The organism is Providencia sp. TYF-12 (assembly GCF_041344805.1).
GTDB lineage: Bacteria > Pseudomonadota > Gammaproteobacteria > Enterobacterales > Enterobacteriaceae > Providencia > Providencia huashanensis.
On record NZ_CP166833.1, the window covers coordinates 3458165 to 3477127 of the forward strand.

At 39.7% G+C, this 18963-nt stretch carries 19 protein-coding genes; 8 read left to right on the forward strand and 11 right to left on the reverse strand.

Going from position 1 to position 18963, the window contains the following annotated elements; all coding sequences use genetic code 11:
- Positions 1-289: 289 nt before the first annotated feature.
- From bioD to bioB, 4 genes are read right to left on the reverse strand one after another with little or no spacing between them, the layout of a single operon-like run.
- A complete protein-coding gene (gene bioD / locus ABE954_RS15970) occupies positions 290-970 on the reverse strand; it encodes a dethiobiotin synthase (RefSeq protein WP_071547846.1) in 681 nt (226 codons plus the stop codon).
- Positions 963-1748, reverse strand: coding sequence for a malonyl-ACP O-methyltransferase BioC (gene bioC / locus ABE954_RS15975; protein WP_166686718.1), 786 nt, complete (start codon positions 1746-1748; stop codon positions 963-965). The genes bioD and bioC overlap by 8 nt, the downstream gene beginning before the upstream one ends.
- Positions 1726-2883: an 8-amino-7-oxononanoate synthase gene (gene bioF, locus ABE954_RS15980; protein WP_166686717.1), complete on the reverse strand. Its 1158-nt coding sequence runs from the start codon at positions 2881-2883 to the stop codon at positions 1726-1728. The genes bioC and bioF overlap by 23 nt, the downstream gene beginning before the upstream one ends.
- On the reverse strand, positions 2883-3920 hold the full coding sequence (gene bioB / locus ABE954_RS15985) for a biotin synthase BioB (protein ID WP_042846611.1): 1038 nt from the start codon (positions 3918-3920) through the stop codon (positions 2883-2885). The genes bioF and bioB overlap by 1 nt, the downstream gene beginning before the upstream one ends.
- Positions 3921-4012: 92 nt before the next feature.
- On the opposite strand from bioB, the gene bioA reads away from it, so the two are divergent.
- The gene (gene bioA / locus ABE954_RS15990) at positions 4013-5281 is read left to right on the forward strand and encodes an adenosylmethionine--8-amino-7-oxononanoate transaminase (protein WP_206227067.1); all 1269 of its coding nucleotides are present in this window, start codon (positions 4013-4015) and stop codon (positions 5279-5281) included.
- Positions 5282-5461: 180 nt separating this feature from the next.
- Here bioA and pgl read toward each other — a convergent pair whose 3' ends face one another.
- Positions 5462-6448, reverse strand: a complete 987-nt coding sequence (pgl, locus tag ABE954_RS15995) for a 6-phosphogluconolactonase (protein WP_042846613.1) — start codon at positions 6446-6448, stop codon at positions 5462-5464.
- Between the two features lie 287 nt (positions 6449-6735).
- Between pgl and ABE954_RS16000 the strand changes: the two genes are divergently transcribed.
- Positions 6736-7554, forward strand: coding sequence for a pyridoxal phosphatase (locus ABE954_RS16000; RefSeq protein ID WP_042846614.1), 819 nt, complete (start codon positions 6736-6738; stop codon positions 7552-7554).
- 65 nt (positions 7555-7619) lie between these two features.
- Here ABE954_RS16000 and ABE954_RS16005 read toward each other — a convergent pair whose 3' ends face one another.
- The 4 genes from ABE954_RS16005 to modA are packed head-to-tail and all read right to left on the reverse strand — an operon-like array spanning position 7620 to position 10463.
- Positions 7620-7928, reverse strand: a complete 309-nt coding sequence (locus ABE954_RS16005; protein WP_129466772.1) for a hypothetical protein — start codon at positions 7926-7928, stop codon at positions 7620-7622.
- A complete protein-coding gene (gene modC / locus ABE954_RS16010) occupies positions 7903-8970 on the reverse strand; it encodes a molybdenum ABC transporter ATP-binding protein ModC (protein ID WP_042846619.1) in 1068 nt (355 codons plus the stop codon). The genes ABE954_RS16005 and modC overlap by 26 nt, the downstream gene beginning before the upstream one ends.
- A 1-nt stretch (position 8971) precedes the next feature.
- A complete protein-coding gene (gene modB / locus ABE954_RS16015; RefSeq protein WP_042846620.1) occupies positions 8972-9661 on the reverse strand; it encodes a molybdate ABC transporter permease subunit in 690 nt (229 codons plus the stop codon).
- Between the two features lie 25 nt (positions 9662-9686).
- A complete protein-coding gene (gene modA, locus ABE954_RS16020; RefSeq protein ID WP_131680490.1) occupies positions 9687-10463 on the reverse strand; it encodes a molybdate ABC transporter substrate-binding protein in 777 nt (258 codons plus the stop codon).
- 278 nt (positions 10464-10741) lie between these two features.
- Here modA and ABE954_RS16025 point away from each other — a divergent pair, with 278 nt between their 5' ends.
- Complete coding sequence (locus ABE954_RS16025) at positions 10742-11773, forward strand: ElaD/SseL family deubiquitinase (protein WP_042846622.1); 1032 nt, start codon at positions 10742-10744, stop codon at positions 11771-11773.
- Positions 11774-11863: 90 nt separating this feature from the next.
- Here the strand turns inward: ABE954_RS16025 and ABE954_RS16030 are convergent, their stop codons facing one another.
- Positions 11864-12016 carry an AcrZ family multidrug efflux pump-associated protein gene (locus ABE954_RS16030; RefSeq protein ID WP_004256731.1) on the reverse strand — a complete coding sequence of 51 codons (153 nt, stop codon included), beginning with the start codon at positions 12014-12016 and terminating at the stop codon, positions 11864-11866.
- Between the two features lie 215 nt (positions 12017-12231).
- Here ABE954_RS16030 and modE point away from each other — a divergent pair, with 215 nt between their 5' ends.
- The 5 genes from modE to ABE954_RS16055 all read left to right on the forward strand — a co-directional run bounded on the left by modE (position 12232) and on the right by ABE954_RS16055 (position 17517).
- Positions 12232-13020, forward strand: a complete 789-nt coding sequence (gene modE, locus ABE954_RS16035) for a molybdenum-dependent transcriptional regulator (RefSeq protein ID WP_129466774.1) — start codon at positions 12232-12234, stop codon at positions 13018-13020.
- Between the two features lie 139 nt (positions 13021-13159).
- Entirely contained in the window at positions 13160-14629 is a 1470-nt protein-coding gene (gene modF, locus ABE954_RS16040; RefSeq protein WP_048606391.1) for a molybdate ABC transporter ATP-binding protein ModF, read from the forward strand.
- Positions 14630-14836: 207 nt separating this feature from the next.
- The gene (locus ABE954_RS16045; protein WP_129466776.1) at positions 14837-15664 is read left to right on the forward strand and encodes a CPBP family intramembrane glutamic endopeptidase; all 828 of its coding nucleotides are present in this window, start codon (positions 14837-14839) and stop codon (positions 15662-15664) included.
- 181 nt (positions 15665-15845) lie between these two features.
- On the forward strand, positions 15846-16598 hold the full coding sequence (gpmA, locus tag ABE954_RS16050) for a 2,3-diphosphoglycerate-dependent phosphoglycerate mutase (RefSeq protein ID WP_042846626.1): 753 nt from the start codon (positions 15846-15848) through the stop codon (positions 16596-16598).
- Between the two features lie 178 nt (positions 16599-16776).
- Complete coding sequence (locus ABE954_RS16055) at positions 16777-17517, forward strand: hypothetical protein (protein WP_042846627.1); 741 nt, start codon at positions 16777-16779, stop codon at positions 17515-17517.
- 63 nt (positions 17518-17580) lie between these two features.
- Here ABE954_RS16055 and ABE954_RS16060 read toward each other — a convergent pair whose 3' ends face one another.
- The gene (locus ABE954_RS16060; protein WP_166686709.1) at positions 17581-18603 is read right to left on the reverse strand and encodes a hypothetical protein; all 1023 of its coding nucleotides are present in this window, start codon (positions 18601-18603) and stop codon (positions 17581-17583) included.
- Positions 18604-18963 lie beyond the last annotated feature (360 nt).

Below are 18963 nucleotides of genomic sequence, written 5' to 3' on the forward strand. Positions count from 1 at the left end.
GGATAACTCTTGAAGCCCTTAGGGCTCATGCTTTCACGCAATATCTAAAATTTGTTAAATGATAGCTAAATGACAATAAGATGGCAGTTCGATGAAAAAATTTTTACGTAGTATCCGCTACGAAAAAGGGATTTTATCTTTTTTACGAAGATCCAGCAGGTATCTCAGGTGAAAAACTTGACAAAATTTAGGTTGATCACGTTAAAAAGATCGCCAATATAATTAACAATTATTACAGCCCACTATCGCTTTCTATATAGGGGCTGATTCATCATTTTAAAATGTTTGATCAAGATGTTAGTAAAGAAAGATCTAAAAATTGCCCTAATGAGCAGCCCATTATATCTTTGCGATGCGGGATCACACCTAAGCAAGGTGCTTTAATCATATGTTTAAGTGTCTCTAAATACTGTTTTTGGTAATCCCCAGGGGTTTCTACCTCATTAGCAACCCAACCAACCACTGATAAGCCTGAAGCGATAATCGCTTTCATCGTTAATAATGCATGGTTAATACAACCTAACTTAACGCCCACCACTAGAATCACTGGTAATTGCTGTTCGATAACCCAATCAGCGTAAGTCTGTTCATGGGATAACGGTGTATACCAACCACCAGCACCTTCAACTAATACCCAATCCGCTTGCGATTGTAGATGCTGTAAGCCTTTATTGATCACTGAAAATTCGATCGGTTGCTGCAATTTATCACTAATTATATGCGGGGATGTTGGTGCTTCAAATACAATCGGATTAACTGCGCTATAAGGTAATGTTAACCCGCTATTTGCTTGCAATAGTAATGCATCACTATTTCGTAAACCATGTGGTGTAATTTCACTGCCTGATGCAACTGGCTTGTAACCTGCTGTTTTAACACCTTGGCAATTTGCAGACTGCAATAAAGCACAGCTTACGACCGTTTTACCAACTTCGGTATCCGTTCCTGTTACAAAATACGTTTTAGTCACGATAAAGTACCCCAAATACCGTATAATAAGTTAAAGGTAACCCTTGTTCTGTTATCGGATATACAGCCGCAAGCTGTTTTAGGCGCTGGCGTGTCATTAATCCCGTTTTGCGCCCAGCGGTTAAATGAGTTGCCCCTATCCCTTTTAATGAATGAAGTAACTCTGTAATCCCAGAAAAATACAATGTATCTTTTTGAATAGTTAGCTGATTTCTCCATCTTTGGCAGCTATTGCGCATTTGCTGAACTCCCAAAAACACATTAACATGAGGAGCATCATCTAATGCTTTCCAAGCGCTCGATAATTCACTTAATGAATGTTCTCCCAGTGTGGTAAATACCACTATTCCCCCACGTTTAGTCACACGGTATAATTCGCTTAATGCTTGAGTGATATCTTGGCACCATTGGAGTGCTAAATTGGAAAACACGACATCAACACTTTGATCCGCTAATGGGATCGTTTCTATATCTGCACAGATATAATGATCCGCAGCACACTTCCCTTCTGCAACATCTAACATCCCTACAGAAATATCTAACGCTGTGACTTGGTAACCTTGAGCTGTAAGTTTTTGACTGAAATACCCCGTGCCACACCCCGCATCCAACGCCCGTAATGGCGCTGAATGTGGCATTAATGCTAATTCGGATGTCAGTTGCTTCAACAGCTGTTCTCCTGTTGCTTGCTGGTAGCTAGCAACAGAATCGTAATTTTTCGCAGCGCGGCCAAAAGCAGCCGCTATTTTATGCTTTTCACGACATAGAGACGAAATCATCTAAAGTCTCCAATAATTGATCAATATCTTGACGTCTATGGGCGGCACTTAATGTGATCCGTAGCCTAGCACTTCCCACTGGCACTGTAGGTGGGCGGACCCCGTGAACCCAAATATTTCTATTACGCAAAAAATTTGCGAGTTGTTGGCTAGCTTGGTTATCACCAACAATTAATGGTTGGATAGCCGTCTTTGAGTCGGCTAGTTTCATCCCATTGAAATTCGCATTATTTCTAAAGTATTTGATATGTTGGTTAAGATTAAAACGCGCTTCATCTGCTTGCTTGATTTGTTGCATCGCCGATAAAATGGCGACGGCCTGTGCAGGCGGCATTGACGTGCTATAAATTAAGTGGCGTGCAGATTGCTCCAAAAAGTCAGCGGTTTGCTGGCCACAAAGTATTGCTGCCCCACTTAAACCGAATGCTTTACCAAACGTCACCACTAAAATTTCAGGCTTAACTCCCTGCTCAAAGCAGCTTCCACGTCCTTGCTCACCTTTAACTCCAATCCCATGAGCATCATCAACCATCAGCCAAGCTTTGTGTTTTGTGGCGATTTGTTGTAATTGTCGCAAAGGCGCACTATCGCCATCCATGCTGAATACCCCTTCAGTGACAGCAAGAGTTTTCCCTGTAATAGGCTTAGTGATTAGATGTTCTAGAGATGATGTATTATTATGATGAAAGCGACGTAATTTAGCCCCTGAATGCATCGAAGCTTCGATGATTGAAGCATGACTTAATTTATCTGCTAAAATACGGTCGTTTTGTGTCATCAACGCCGTGATCACAGCATGGTTGGCAGCAAAACCCGAAATAAACAACAATGCCTTTGAATACCCCAACCACTCAGCAAGTGCCGTTTCGAGCTCATCATGTGCTTTGGTGTAACCAGTAATATGGCCTGAGCCACCGCTACCGACCCCATATTGATTTGCTCCTCTTTGCCAAGCTGCAACAACCTTAGGATGGTGAGTTAACCCTAAATAGTCATTGGATGAGAAGTTAAGATATTCTTTGTCTGCCAGATAAAGTGACCGGCCATCAGCCCGGTCAATACATTGACGTTGCCGCCAGATCGACGCTTGTTTACGCTGTTCAATCTGTTCTTCGATGAATGATTGCCAAGACATTATACAACAGCGTTATAAAATTGTGGGTTATCTGCGGTTAGCAACGTTTCGGCTAGTTTAGCCGCTTGCTGGTTATCTCCCTCATCCGTTTCAATTCGCTCTGGGTTAATGTTTAGTTTGTTAAACAATGCGAGGTCTTTGTTCTCGTCTGGGTTAGGCGTTGTCAGTAATTTACAGCCGTAAAATACTGAGTTCGCTCCAGCCATAAAACACAGCGCTTGAGTCTGCTCATTCATATATTCTCGACCAGCAGAAAGCCTCACATAGGAGGTTGGCATCATGATCCGAGCCACTGCGATCGTACGTATAAAATCAAAGGCATCAACATCTTCATTATCCGCCATCGGCGTCCCTTCGACTTTCATCAGCATATTGATGGGAACACTTTCTGGGGGCTTTGGTAAATTGGCAAGTTGCACTAAGAGTGCAGCACGATCACTCACTTTTTCCCCTAACCCTAAAATCCCGCCTGAACACACCTTGATACCCGCATCACGCACATTTTCTAAAGTATCTAAACGGTCTTGGTATGTACGTGTTGTAATAATATTGCCGTAATATTCAGGAGAAGTATCAAGGTTATGATTGTAATAATCCAAGCCTGCTTCTGCTAAACGCTGGGCTTGGGTATTATCAATCATTCCAAGTGTCATACAGGTTTCCATCCCTAACGATTTAACCTCTTTAACCATCATTTCAAGATAAGGCATATCCCGTTCTTTAGGGTTACGCCATGCAGCCCCCATACAAAAACGCGTTGAGCCTGCTTGCTTCGCTTTCTTAGCTGATTCTAAAACTTGTTGTACTTCCATTAAACGCTCAGTTTCTAGCCCCGTTTTATAACGAGCACTTTGAGCACAATATTTACAATCTTCGGGACAAGCCCCTGTTTTAATTGATAGAAGCGTACTCACTTGCACTTGTTGGGGATCAAAATTTTGCCGATGAATTTGCTGCGCTTGAAATAACAAGTCAAAAAAAGGCATTGAAAACAGTTCATTAGCTTGTTTTATTGTCCACTGTTTTAATTGGCTCACGGGAACTCTCCAGTTGAAAAAGTTGTTGCCAGTTTAAATATTGCGATTATCATGTCAACTAAAATGATCATAAAAAGTTGACGAAGATAAAAATGAACAATGCTGATATTACTTTTGATGCCAAACATATTTGGCATCCTTACACATCAATGAGCCAACCCATTCCAGCCTATCCCATTGTGGAAGCGCGAGGAGTCGAACTCGTGATGCCTGATGGAAAAAGATTGATTGACGGCATGTCTTCATGGTGGGCTGCAATCCATGGCTATAATCACCCTGAACTCAACCAAGCTGTTACCACTCAGTTGAGCAAAATGTCTCATGTCATGTTTGGGGGGATCACTCACCCACCAGCAGTAAATCTATGCAAACAATTAGTGGCTATCACTCCTGAACCACTGGAATGCATATTTCTCGCTGATTCAGGCTCTGTCGCAGTTGAAGTGGCACTAAAAATGGCACTGCAATATTGGCAAGCCAAAGGCGAAAAACGCCAGCGAATTTTGACATTACGCCACGGATATCATGGTGATACCTTTGGTGCTATGGCCGTTTGTGACCCAGATAATTCCATGCATGGACTGTACAAGGGGTATTTGCCCCCCCACGTGTTTGTGGAAGCTCCACAATGTGGTTTTAATGATGAATGGAACCTCGCAGATTTACATCCACTCGAAGCACAATTAGCAGAAAATAGCCATGAAATTGCTGCGATCATCCTAGAACCCATTGTTCAAGGTGCTGGGGGAATGCGCATCTATCACCCTGCCTATTTAAAAGGCGTACGTGATTTATGCGACCATTATGGCCTCTTACTAATAGCAGATGAAATTGCGACAGGATTTGGCCGCACCGGTAAACTATTTGCCTGTCAACACGCAAATATCTCACCTGATATTATGTGTATCGGCAAAGCATTAACTGGGGGTTATATGACGCTATCAGCAACCCTGACAACTCGCCATGTCGCCGAAACCATAAGCAATGGCGAGGCTGGTTGTTTTATGCATGGACCAACATTTATGGGCAACCCCCTTGCCTGTGCGGTTGCAGATGCAAGCCTATCACTATTGCTCAATAGCCCGTGGCAACAAACCATCGCCAATATTGAGCTACAACTCAAAGCTGAATTAATGCCTTTGCGCTCTCACCCTAGCGTCGCGGATATACGCGTCCTCGGTGCCATCGGCGTTATTGAAATGAAGCAGCCAGTGGATACAGCGGCATTACAAAAGGTATTTGTTGAAAATGGCGTTTGGGTTCGCCCGTTCGGCAAACTGATTTATGTGATGCCACCGTATATCATCACTCCCGAGCAACTCAGTAAAGTGACGAATACGATGGCAAAAGTGTTGGGATAACACAATAAATTCAATGATAATCGAAGTGATCCTTACTGAGTTTTTAATTAGATAATCTTCTAAATACTTCGAGTTATAGCAAGGCGGCAATCGAGGGTATCTTGGGGAGCATACATCAGTATGTGACCCAAAAGTAGCCGAGTGAAGCCAACACCGCTATAGCTCGAAGTATGACGAAGATTAAAGGATGACTGAAATAACCCACATAGGGCCTTTCCCAACCGCATACCTTCCTATTTGCGTCAGTTTCCCTGTAATTGGGTCAATTTCAGAAACTGAAATATGGTCTGACTTTTGCCCACTGGAAATTAAAAAGCGGCCGGTGTTATCAATATTAAAACCTCTTGGATGGGCTTCTGTCGGGTAACGCGCTTCCAAAGTGAGTTCGCAGCCATCATCAGAAATAAGATAGTGGCTAATATAGCTTTCTGACCGTTCACTGGCATACAAATGGCGGCCATCAGGCGTCACATGGATATCAGCGGCCCAACGCTGGCTTTCATTTCCTGCAGGATAGTTTGCTAATGTTTGCATGGTGCGATAACGGGTAAACTTACGGTAAACACCAATGGTTGAGTCTAACTCATTGATACAGTAGATCACTTTCTCACTAGGGTGGAATGCAAGGTGACGAGGCCCTGACTGCGGTGCTGTCGTAATTTGATCCGCGGTCGCTTCAGTTAGATAGCCATTTTCTTGCAAATCAAACAGGCGAATATGATCTTCCCCTAAGCACGGCACCCAAAGCTGTTGATTATCAGTATCAACATGAGATGAATGAGGGTTACGCAACCCTTCAATAACCTGAACAACTTGGCTTGGAATGCCCTCTTTATTGATCGTCAATACAGATAAATTGTGTTGATGATAAGAAGGAACAAAGAGATATTTGCCATTGTTATCAAGTGATAAATGAACCGGTGTACCTGGAATGGATGTTTCCGCTTTTAAACGTAATGTGCCCTTTGGCTCAATTTCATAGGTCACAACACGAAAATTTGGGCGAACACCGATATAAAGGTGTTTTTTATCATGGCTTAATACCATTGGTTGTACCTGACCCGGTGTTTTTACTGTCTGTAAAAGCGTGAGTTCCCCAACTTCGTTCATCGACCATACGTGGATCTGCTGGCTTTCGGGGCTGGCAATATAAACAACCTGATTCATTCTGACTCCTTAATTCATGACAAAATACTAAACAGCATCTATAGTCCACTACATTGGCTTAACTATACCCTATATTAAGTAAATTGCTGCGAGTAAATAGCACCACCGTTTCAGCCAAAAGGATCGATAATAATGGTACTAAAACGGTTCAGTTAACGCTATGATGATAAAACATACTAAGCTAATTATTTTCGAATGGATAATTTATAGCTGTAATTAATTCATCTTCCCTCCTATCTTTATACTTGATTAAGATAGGCAACCTGTAAAATCACGTGGAGCCGTTTATGTCATACCGCGTTATTGCGCTCGATCTTGATGGAACATTGCTAGATCACCAAAAAAAAATCCTACCTGAATCTTTAGCTGTCTTACAGGAAGCTCGACGCCAAGGCGTTAAAGTTATCATAGTAACAGGTCGCCACCATGTTGCGATCCACCCGTTTTACCAAGCCTTAGACCTTGATACCCCCGCAATTTGTTGTAACGGTACATACCTATATGATTATTTGGGTAAAAAAGTGTTAAAGTCTGATCCGATGCCGCTCGACTCTGTCACTCAAATGATCGATAAATTACGTGGAACCGATATTCAACATCTAATGTATGTCGATAATGCCATGCTCTACAACGCACAAACTGAAGGGATTAAACGTACCTTAAATTGGGCGGAGTCATTACCTGTAGCACAACGACCAACTATTGAGTTTGTGGAAGACTTTGCTGATGTTATGCATGACTATGAATCTATATGGAAATTCGCCGTTAGCTACCCAGATACAGAACGATTAAAACAAGTCGTTCATGAAATTGAAACGGACTTTGGCTTAGACTGCGAATGGTCATGGGTTGACCAAGTGGACATTGGTCTCAAAGGTAATAGTAAAGGCCAACGTTTAAAAGAATGGGTTGAATCTCAAGGTATGACAATGCAAGATGTTGTTGCTTTTGGCGATAACTTCAATGACTTAAGCATGCTTACTACCGCAGGTTTAGGTGTAGCAATGGGCAATGCCGTGGATGAAATCAAACAACAAGCAAAACTGGTGACACGTGTAAACACTGAACCGGGTATTGCCGAAGTGATCCGTAAGTACGTTTTATAAGCCATTAGCCGAATAAAAGGAGGCACACCGGCTCTTTTTATTCGGCTAGCTAATAATACGTTAGGCTATTGAGCAAGTAACTCTATTAATGTTTGTTCCAAAACAGGTAAAGCCGCACCATAAATCCGTGAGTTACGGCTAATTTGGCTCATTGAAAGTTCAGGTAATGCCTGACCAAAAAAACGGTTTTGCTGTTGAAAACTATCACAAAATGCAGCCCAAATTTGTGGATTTTTCACAAATGGCCCTGAAACAATCAGCCGTGAAGGAAAAAATACCCGACAAATATTGGATGCTGCATGTGCCATATGTGAAATAGCTTGCTGCATTGTCGAATTATTTGCCTCACTATAGCTGACGAGAAAGCGAGACACTTTTCACCTGTGCAAACACCTTTCTTCCTTTACGAATAGAAAGCTCATCCCTCGCCCAGCGGGTGATGCGAGCCCATAGATAATGTTCTTCACCTAAATCTAGCTTCACATCAACTTGCTCACCATCTTCAATCCATTCAATAACTTCTGCCGCTAAAATATTACGAATACTACTCACTTGCGGCTTTTCTAAAACCAAAGAAACATCCGAAGCATCGATACGTATACGTACTTCAGCCCCTTGCTGCATTTCAACTCGCGGAACCCATAACTTTTGACCGCCGACAATTACCGCTGTCATATCGTAATCAGGGTGTTGACTATGTACCTTTGCACTCACCACACTGCTCAATGTTTCTTGCTGTAACCAAGGACGTAATGCACTGCTCGCCCAGACGTCTTCTAATGGGCCAAATGCTTTAACTTTCCCTTGAGCCATTACAATGACTTTATCCGCTAGGCGCAATATTTCATCAAGACTATGACTGACATATAAAATAGGGATTTTAACATCTTGAGAAAGCTTTTCTAAATAAGGTAATAACTCACGTTTGCGGGGGAGATCCAAAGAAGCAAGGGGTTCATCCATCAGCAGAATTTCTGGCGCAGTTAATAAAGCACGACCAATCGCAACGCGTTGTTTTTCACCACCAGATAATGTTATTGGATAACGGTTGAGTAACTTTTCGATACCCAGCAACTCAACGATATCATCAAAGCGTGTTTTCATTTTTGGCGCCATGCCATAACGTAAATTACTTTTGACACGGTAATGTGGAAATAACCGCGCATCCTGAAAAACATAACCTATGTGACGCTGCTCTGGCGGTAAACAAATCCGTTTTTCGACATCAACCAATGTACGACCATTTAACACTATCCGCCCTTTATTTGGCTTAGTTAAACCGCCTATCACATTGATTAAAGAGGTTTTACCTGCACCAGAAAGCCCGAAAACCGCAGTAATGCTTTCTGTTGGTAATTGTGTATTCACTTCCAGCTGTAAGTCCCCTAACTTTTGGGAAAAGTCGAGTTCTAACATATCAGGCTACCCCCAAACGCTTTTTACCCCAACGGGTCAGCCATTCTGAAATTAATAATGAAATTAATGCAAGAACGATCGCAATAATACATAAGCGTGCAGCATCAACCTCTGCACCCGGCGTCTCAATTAAGGTATACATCGCTAATGGAATGGTTTGAGTTTCTCCAGGTATATTTGATACAAATGTAATCGTGGCACCGAATTCCCCTAAAGAACGGGCGAAAGCAAGCACTGTGCCTACAATGATACCCGGCAAAGAAAGCGGAATGGTGATGGTGAGAAAAACGCGCAATGGCGTGGCACCTAATGTTCTAGCCGCTTGCTCTAGCTTTCTATCTACCGCTTCTAATGCTAAACGAATTGCTCGTACCATCAACGGAAAAGCGACCACGGCCGAAGCAAGCGCAGCCCCTCGCCAACTAAAGGTGAAGCTAAAACCAAACCAGTTATATAACCATTCACCGATAAAACCGCGTTTTCCCATACTGATCAATAATAAATAACCCACTACCACTGGTGGCAATACCAGTGGTAGGTGGATAATACTATCGAGCAATGTTTTGCCAGGAAAATTACAGCGAACTAATACCCATGCAACTAATATCCCAAGCGGTAAGCTGAATAATACCGCTACGCTTGATACTTTTAGGCTTAAGTAAATTGCTTCCCATTCATAAGGACTTAACATCTGCAACAATATAATCTCTTAATGTTTATTTGGTACGTGGCTCGAAACCATAACGTTTAAAAACCTCAGAAGCTGCTGGAGTTTTCAGATACTCATAATAATCACGAGTCGCTTTATTATCTTGGTCTTTAACTATTGCCATTGGGTATTCAACAGGTTTATGCGTATCTGCAGGGAATACACCAACCACTTTTACTTTTTGGCTAGCGACCGCATCAGAACCATACACAATGCCTAAAGGTGCTTCTTGGCGTTCAACTAGTGCCATACCACTGCGGACATTGTTAGTACGCGCTAACAGTGGATCAACCGTTTCCCATGCTCCTAAATTACCCAATGCTTCTTTAGCATAAATACCAACAGGTACATGATCAGGATCACCAACGGCTAAACGACCGCCATCTAATAATTTTTTCCAATCTGTTTGCTTATTGATTTCCACTTTATCCAATTTAGAATCTTTTGGTGCAATCAACACTAATTCATTACCTAATAATGTATAACGAGTATCATCCACCATCAATTTTTTATCAATTGCATAATCCATCCACTGCTGGTCAGCAGAAATAAATAGATTAGCAGGTGCTCCTTGCTCAATTTGACGCGCCAATGTTGAAGAAGAGGCATAAGATGCCACAACGTCTACTTTCGCCTCTTGCTTATATTGCTCAGAGATTTCATTCAGCGCGTTAGTTAATGAGGCAGCTGCGAAAACCGTTATTTTATCCGCAGCAAAACTATGGCTAGCCATAGTGAGTGTCAGTGTTGCACCCGCGAGAAGTGATACCAAACTTTTTTTCATTTTTATTCACCATAGTATTAATCAACACGCTATATATATCAGGATACAGCGATAACTTAAAGTCAAACTCGTGATAAAAGTGTGCTGGCTCAAGAAATGATGTAATTTTTCTGCATGTTATCCTAAATGGTAAAGAGACACGCCATGTTTTTAGTTTAAGAAGAATCGTTTTTGTATAGTTTATAACTTATTTCCCTTGTAACTTTATCGGCACAAATCGTGTGTCTTTGAATATTTCATTCAACTTTTTACAAGTATATAAAAGCAAAGGAGATAATATGGCAATTCAACCTACAGTACATTCTCCAACTAATGCTCATTACTCAGGCAGCTTAACCACTCAACAATTTTATGGGCTATTTGACAAAGATATTCCCCAAGAAACCTTAGATTCTTTAGCTAAATCGTCTGGAGAAGGGAACTTAAATAGTATTGATTTATTACATAACCTAGCTTTACGACAAGACAGTGTAGGAAAACAAGCACAAAATATCTTGTTTGATTTATTTAGCGGAAAATTGCCAGCGAAGAAAGGTGTAGATAAAGAAATACAAGAAACGAGCAAAGTTTTATATCAATCAGCACATCACCAAGCCGTATTGTCTAAACCATCTAAATTACTGTATATCATTGGCTCCGCATTAAATAATATTGCAGATAAATTAAGCCTAACGCGTTTATTTATGGAACCCGATAATATAAAACCGGCAGCGCCGAAACCACTCGCTGAGAGTAATTTATGGTGTGATAACCGAATGCAGCAAAGTGATGAGCTTTATTCAAACTTAATCAGTGATGATTATTTAGCTTTATTTTCAGTTAACTACCCTTTAGATATCAGCGAGGACAACGCGGCTTTGCTAAAAACAACTATTGAGGAAATAAAAAGACAAAGCAACTTTCTAAATAAGCCCGAAATATTTCCAATAAATACAGGGGCTCATTGGGTGCTATTTATGCTCTATCACGACGTCACTGACAATAAAGTTAAAAGCTTTGTTTTTAATTCATACCATCAATTACCATCGGAAATTAAGCAAACTATAACAGAATGCGCTAAAGAAGCTGGAATACAGAGCGACATTGAATATATTGAAGGGAATATCCAAGAAAATGTGCCAAATGGCTGTGGCCTTTTTGTCATTGAAGCCGTTAAACAACTCGCTGAAACTACAACAAAAAATTATGTCGAAACACTGAAAAATTTCAAAAATAATTTTTTAGCGTTACCTTTAGCAGAACAACAACAATTTAACCAGTCTAGCCGCAGACAACTCTATGGAAATTACCATGATACATTATATCCATAGAGGGGAACTTGATTAAACGAAAAACTCCCTGATAACTCATTAAGCTATCAGGGAGTTTTATAATCCGTCAGAAAAGAAACTCGCTAAAAGTTACTTGTTCTCTGTATTGTGGTGATGTGGCACATGCGCTTTAGATAACAAGTTAAAAAACGCACCAAGACCATAAATCAGGCCCATGATTAAAAACATCACAACAGGAACCATCATCAGGGCGAAACCTAAACTTTTAATCAATTCTAACATAAAAAAGCCTCTTCAGTGATACTGTACCCACCAGCCTACAAGATACGCTGACGAGGGAAATTCGACTCTCAATTTTTTGATTATAAATCAAATCAAAATAATAACGCATAATAGCGTTATAATGGAGACTATTTTAGACAAAATATTATACTAACGACATACTAAACGTGCTTTTTACCTCTGTCACCACCAACCAAGCCGGAAGGGAGAAAAATATGCAGGCAGAAATCTTACTCACACTTAAATTGCAAGGCAGTTTATTCGCTGATCCACGCCGTATCGCGCTACTCAAACAAATTAAAGCGACGGGTTCTATCAGCCAAGGGGCCAAACTTGCAGGTATCAGTTATAAAAGTGCTTGGGATGCCATTAATGAGATGAACCAACTCACCGATGATATTTTAGTCGACAGAGCAACCGGTGGCAAAGGAGGCGGCGGTACGACATTAACCCATTATGGTGAAAGACTGCTCCAGTTATATGACTTATTAGCTCAGATCCAACAAAAAGCGTTTGATGTCTTAAAAGAAGATAACCTACCTTTAGACAGCCTGCTGGCAGCGATTTCTCGCTTTTCACTACAAACCAGCGCCCGTAATCAATTTTTTGGCACCCTTATCACTCGCGACCACATGCAAGTTCAACAGCATGTACAAATTCGTTTAGCGGACAATAGTACCGTGATTAATGCAGCATTAACCGAACAAAGTGCTAACCGTTTGGGGTTAGTTGAAGGTAAAGAAGTACTTGCTCTCATTAAAGCGCCTTGGGTAAAACTAAGCAAACAACCACAAGCAACCGAGTTCGATAACTGTTTAGCAGGTAAAATTACCATGTTAGAACGTGGTAAAGATAATAGTGAAGTTATTGTAACCCTGACTGGCGGGGAAACACTCTGCTCAACCCTGCCAAATAGCGAGGTTGATACACTGTCACTCAATGTTAATGATGCTATCACTGCCTTATTTAATGCAGACCAAGTTATTGTTGCCACCCTGTGCTAACCACCGCTGCTTACTTACCAAATAAGTAAGTAAGCATTTACCTTTTTTTCATCCTCCCACCTACAGTTGTTGACTTTATCTTCAATCCTGATTATTTGTGATAGATGACAAGGTAAATAAATGATGATAAGGAAGCTTAATGAGCTCAATAACTATACAACATGGCAGCTTTAAGCTCAGTGAAACACAAACACTTGAAATTCAACAACTCAATATTGAAAAAGGTGAAAACTGGGCTTTTATTGGTTCCAATGGCAGCGGTAAATCCTCTTTAGCTCGCGTGCTATCTAATGAACTAAAACCCCTTTCTGGTATTGTCACCAATACCTTTCTTTCCCCTGTCCGCCTTTCCTTTGAACAGTTACAGAAAATTATTACTGAAGAGTGGCAACGTAATAATACGGATATGCTGAGTGAAGACGAAGAAGACACTGGATATACTGCGGCTGAGATTATTCAATTTAACCATAAAGATAATGAATATTGCCTAGAGCTTGCTGCTCGCTTTGGCATCAGTGACTTGCTCTCCCGTCGCTTTAAATACCTTTCAACAGGGGAAACCCGCAAGGTATTGTTATGTCAAACATTAATGGGTAATCCTGACTTATTAATCCTTGATGAACCCTTTGATGGTCTGGATGTCTATTCCAGAAGCAACCTCAGTGAATTACTCTATAGTTTGTCTGAAAAAGGCTTAACTTTAATCTTAATTTTAAACCGTTTTGACGAACTCCCTGAGTTTGTTGAAAAAATGGGGGTCGTCGCGGACTGCAAACTGTCCCTTTCAGGAGATAAAGAGTCAGTACTCGCTAACACGCTAATTAACCAATTACAGCACAGTGAAAAAATAAAATTACTATCGATTCCCGAAACGGAAGATCCGACTGCTGATGAAAAACTAGATGATACTGTTCCTCGTATCATTTTGAAGAATGGGACTGTTAGCTATAACGACCAACCTATTTTGCATGGCCTAAACTGGCAAGTTAACCCAAATGAACATTGGCAGATTATTGGCGAAAATGGGGCGGGAAAATCCACATTATTAAGCCTAATTACAGGGGATCACCCACAAGGCTATAGTAATGATCTCACCTTATTTGGCCGTCGCAGAGGTACAGGAGAAACAATTTGGGATATCAAACGCCATATAGGCTATGTCAGTAACAGTATCCATCAAGAGTACCGGGTCGCAACCAGTGTACTAAATGTCATTATATCTGGCTTTCATGACTCCATCGGCTTATATCAAGCCCCGTCTGACCGTCAAATTCAATTAGCTAATGAATGGTTAACCTTATTAGGTTTTTCAGCCCAAACTGCACAGCAACCTTTCCATAGCCTGTCTTGGGGGCAGCAACGTTTAGTCTTAATTGCGCGTGCTCTGGTCAAACACCCTGCAATGCTAATTTTAGACGAACCATTACAGGGGCTCGATGGGTTGAACCGCTTGTTAGTCCTTAGGTTTATTGATGTCATGCTAAGCCAAGGCAACACACAATTACTGTTTGTCACTCACCACCAAGAAGATGCTCCAGCCTGTATTACTCACCGGTTAACCTTCGTCCCTGATAGCGGAAAATACCGCTACGAAATTGATGAACTTTAAAATTTGATCACTTCGCCAATAAGCTCTATTTCGGATTTATTGGCGAAGTTAATCTAGTGATTAACCAACCAACCACCAAAATAATAATATAATGAATTGATTATTAATAATATTTTTTATTTTTAATTCTTTACGATTAGCAAACTCATTAAAAATGATTAAACTCTGCCGCCCATAATAGTTTAAAGATTAATATAGGTATTATTTATGGCTTGGTTAATATTAGCCTCTTCACTTGCAACACTTGCTACGCATCGATTGATTTCATTCATACTGTTATTGCTTGGGGTTGTTACCGCAGTATTGTCTGGAATTATGAGTTGGCCGGCCCTTTTACTTTGTATTGTTGTCGCAGCCGTTTCTTTTATTCGCATACACTACCAACACCATTTAGCGCTGAAAATAAGCAGTGAGATTGTGTTAATTGCCTGTGCTATAGGGCTATTTATTCACTTATTTCCTGGGTTTAATAACCTGAAATATCTCGATAAAGTCACCGTAGGCACACATAGCGCCCCTTTTACTATGTATTTTAATTTTGATAAGGCATTAGTCCCTTTTATTTTACTCGCCTGCTTACCAACGTTATTTGTCTGCCATCCAGCCAAGCATGCAACTAAAGTTCAATGGGTACTGCTGGTTATTTCTGTGCCTCTTTTATTGGTGGTCGCGACTACTGCTGGCGGATTAGCCTTTGAATGGCATTTTCCTAGTTGGTTACCTGTTTTTGTGCTCTGTAATCTACTTTTTGTTTCACTAGCTGAAGAAGCGCTATTTCGTGGTTATTTACAACAAAGACTCACCCAATGGTTCGGTTCCCCTTACCTTGCTTTAATACTTACAGCTCTCTTATTTGGTGGGGTGCATTTTGCCGGCGGCCCACTCTTAATTCTCTTTGCGGCCATTGCAGGCTTAATTTATGGCTTAGCATGGATGTGGAGTGGAAAATTATGGCTTGCTGTATCGATTCACTTCGGGTTAAATTTAGTTCATCTGTTATTTTTTACCTACCCTGTAAAAATGGTAACTGGATAATAAAAAGGCAACTTTCCCCTTACAAACCAAATTATGGCTTGAATATTTCCATTGTTTATCCGTTTTTTGATTTGGTTTCGATAAAACGTAAGTTGCTACTAGCGTTCGAGTTGACTATCCCTATAATGTAGGTCAGCAATAATTCATTTTTAATTTGAGTGTACTGATAGGAGTTTTAGCTATGGCTGTAACTAAACTGGTTTTAGTAAGACACGGTGAAAGTGAGTGGAACAAAGAGAACCGCTTCACAGGTTGGACTGATGTAGAACTGTCTGATAAAGGTCGTGAAGAAGCAAAAATTGCAGGCCAACTGCTAAAAGATGAAGGCTTTGTTTTTGATTTCGCTTATACCTCAGTTCTAAAACGCGCTATCCATACTTTATGGAACATCCTTGATCAAGTTGAACAGCAATGGCTGCCAGTTGAAAAAAGCTGGAAATTAAACGAGCGTCATTATGGTGCTCTGCAAGGCTTAGACAAATCAGAAACTGCGGCCAAATATGGTGATGAGCAAGTTAAACTGTGGCGTCGTGGTTTTGCCATCACTCCACCAGATTTAACTAAAGACGATGAACGTTATCCTGGCCATGACCCACGTTACGCAAAACTTTCTGAAAAAGAATTACCGGTTACTGAAAGCTTAGCAACCACTATCGAGCGTGTTGTTCCTTATTGGGAAGAAGTGATCAAACCTCGCGTTGCTAGCGGTGAAAAAGTGATCATCGCAGCTCACGGTAACTCTCTGCGTGCCTTAGTTAAATATTTGGATAACATGGGTGAAGATGAAATTCTGAACTTGAATATCCCAACTGCGGTACCAATGGTTTATGAGTTCGATGAGAACATGAAACCTATCAAACGTTACTACTTAGGTAACCAAGACGAAATCGCGGCTAAACAAGCAGCTGTTGCGAACCAAGGTAAAGCGAAGTAATTACTTACTTTATCTATAGTACGAAAGGGTTAAGCCGTTTGCTTATCCCTTTTTCTTTTCAAAATACCTTTCATTTCCCCCTCTATCAAAAATAAAAAATACAAACAGTTAGTGTTAGAAATAGGAATAACGGATTATCATAGGGAAATACACATAAAAAGGTGCATAGAGCAAAGAAATGAACAAATTTAATATTTACGTGTGGGTAGGGCTGGTTCTTAGCGCGAGTATTTTGGGCTCACTCCTCTATATGATCAATGCAGGTGAGCTCGCCATTGATGGTTCAAATGGTGCAGCAAACCATGAATTAATGAAAACCTTGATGACGATTGCTTGCATCAGCTTTCCTATTCAAATTGTCAGCATGATGGTCATGAAATATAAACCAAGGCTCGCCATTGGCCTTGCTATCATAAGTAGCGTTGCACTCATGCCTATCACAATAGTGTTTGTCATGGGGATGATTTTTTCTGCGATCCGCTGGCGTTATCGCCAATTAGAGCCATTCGATACCACCATCAATATCGACTTTGCAACAAAAATCGAGTTTAATAAACGTAATAATCGTATTGTTGTCATTGCTCTAGGTATTATCAGTGTTGCCTTTATCTTACTTAGCCAAAGTTTAGGTATGTTTCTATTCGTCTTAACCATTTTCCTTGGTTATTTTGGCAAGAAAGCAGCTGATAGCGTTTATTTAGCCATTAAAGATGCACACTTGTATATTCGCCCAAATATTTTCGCTCATTGTTACCGTATTCCACTAAAAGACGTTACTTATACCAAGGGTGAAAAAGGGAAAGTGCATTTTAATGTGCAAACATCAAATGAGGTATTGCAGCTAACCGCTACTCCAGCAAATGCAACCCCTGAAGAGCAAAAGAAACTAGAAGAACTATTAGCCAAAATACCAAAGTAAAAGAGACTGCAATTTATTCGTCCCCTTTACCTACTTTAATATGTAGGTAAAGGGGATAATGACTTAAAATACTTTTATAGGGCTCAAGGGCGTCAGCGTTGATAATCTAGGAACTAAATTATTTATATTCATCGCCTCCATCAAGATAGTATTAGTAGCATTAAACACAGCCACAGCGCAAACTAAGCTCATTGAATCACTAGAAAAATCTTTTTCTACAAAAAACATATATTGAGCTTCAATAGAATATCTTTTTAAAGCATCCTCAGTATGAACAACTCTATATTGTAAATCTTCACGAGCCTGTTTCATGGCATTAATTTTACTTTCACTCTCTGTATTTCTTTTTTTACCCTGTGAAACCGCGTTCTCTTTCGAGATTAATTTATTATATTTCTGAATCATTTTTCTGGTGCCATCTAGGTCACTGATAAAATCAACACCATCATATATTTCATTTTCTTCAAACGATTGAATATTATTCAAAAACTCATTTAAGTTATCAACTAGCTCTTTATATGTATTAGTTAATAAATTAACTTCACTATATTCTAACCCTTTTATATTTTCATTAGGTAGAGTTGAGTTAAACTCACCAACCAAATTTTTATCTAGTTCATCAACTACACAAATTGGCTCTTTTTTAATTATCCCATCGACCTCCATTAACTGTTTATACATATCAACTCTATTATCCTTTTCTACAATATATTCCTTCATTGCATAAATCATACTCTGATAATACCCATGAGCCGATTTAAGTTTCTCTATATGTTTATAAACAACTTTTAACGTATTTAGTTTTGATTCCAATTCTTTAGCATTACCCTGAGAATTTTTATTTTTAACCTCATACTTTTTTATCATTAACCCTATTTTATATTTTCTTTCTTTAATGGACTCATAGAGTGAATCTGATTTTTTTAGTGATTTTAACAATTGATAATTTAAGTTAATTTCATAATTTACTTTCTCCATAAAATTCTTAGAATTAGAATAACCAAGATCAACCGTGATACCATCTGATTTTTTATACTTAGTCGTTTGATATTTTAATTCTTCTCTAATTTCTTTCTTAATAATCATTTCATACTCCATTATGTTAGTTTTACAGGTGATATCCTTGCATCCATAAAATAACAAGCTATTACTTTACTATAAAAAAAACAAATTTTTATTTTATATAAATAAAAGAATTCAACAGAAAAATCACTTAAAATTAAAAAAAGGAAAAAAATATTAAACAATGAATTAATATAAAATTATATTAATAAAAACATCTATATTGTAATGGTAAGGTGTTTTTTGGTACAACCCTTTGATTCTATCTGCAAAACCGATAGTTTTTATTTAAGGTGCTAACCCAACTTAAATGGATTGATATCATAAAAAAAGCGAGTTTAATAAATAAACTCGCTTTAACTTTATTGAGTGAACGTGGTCTTG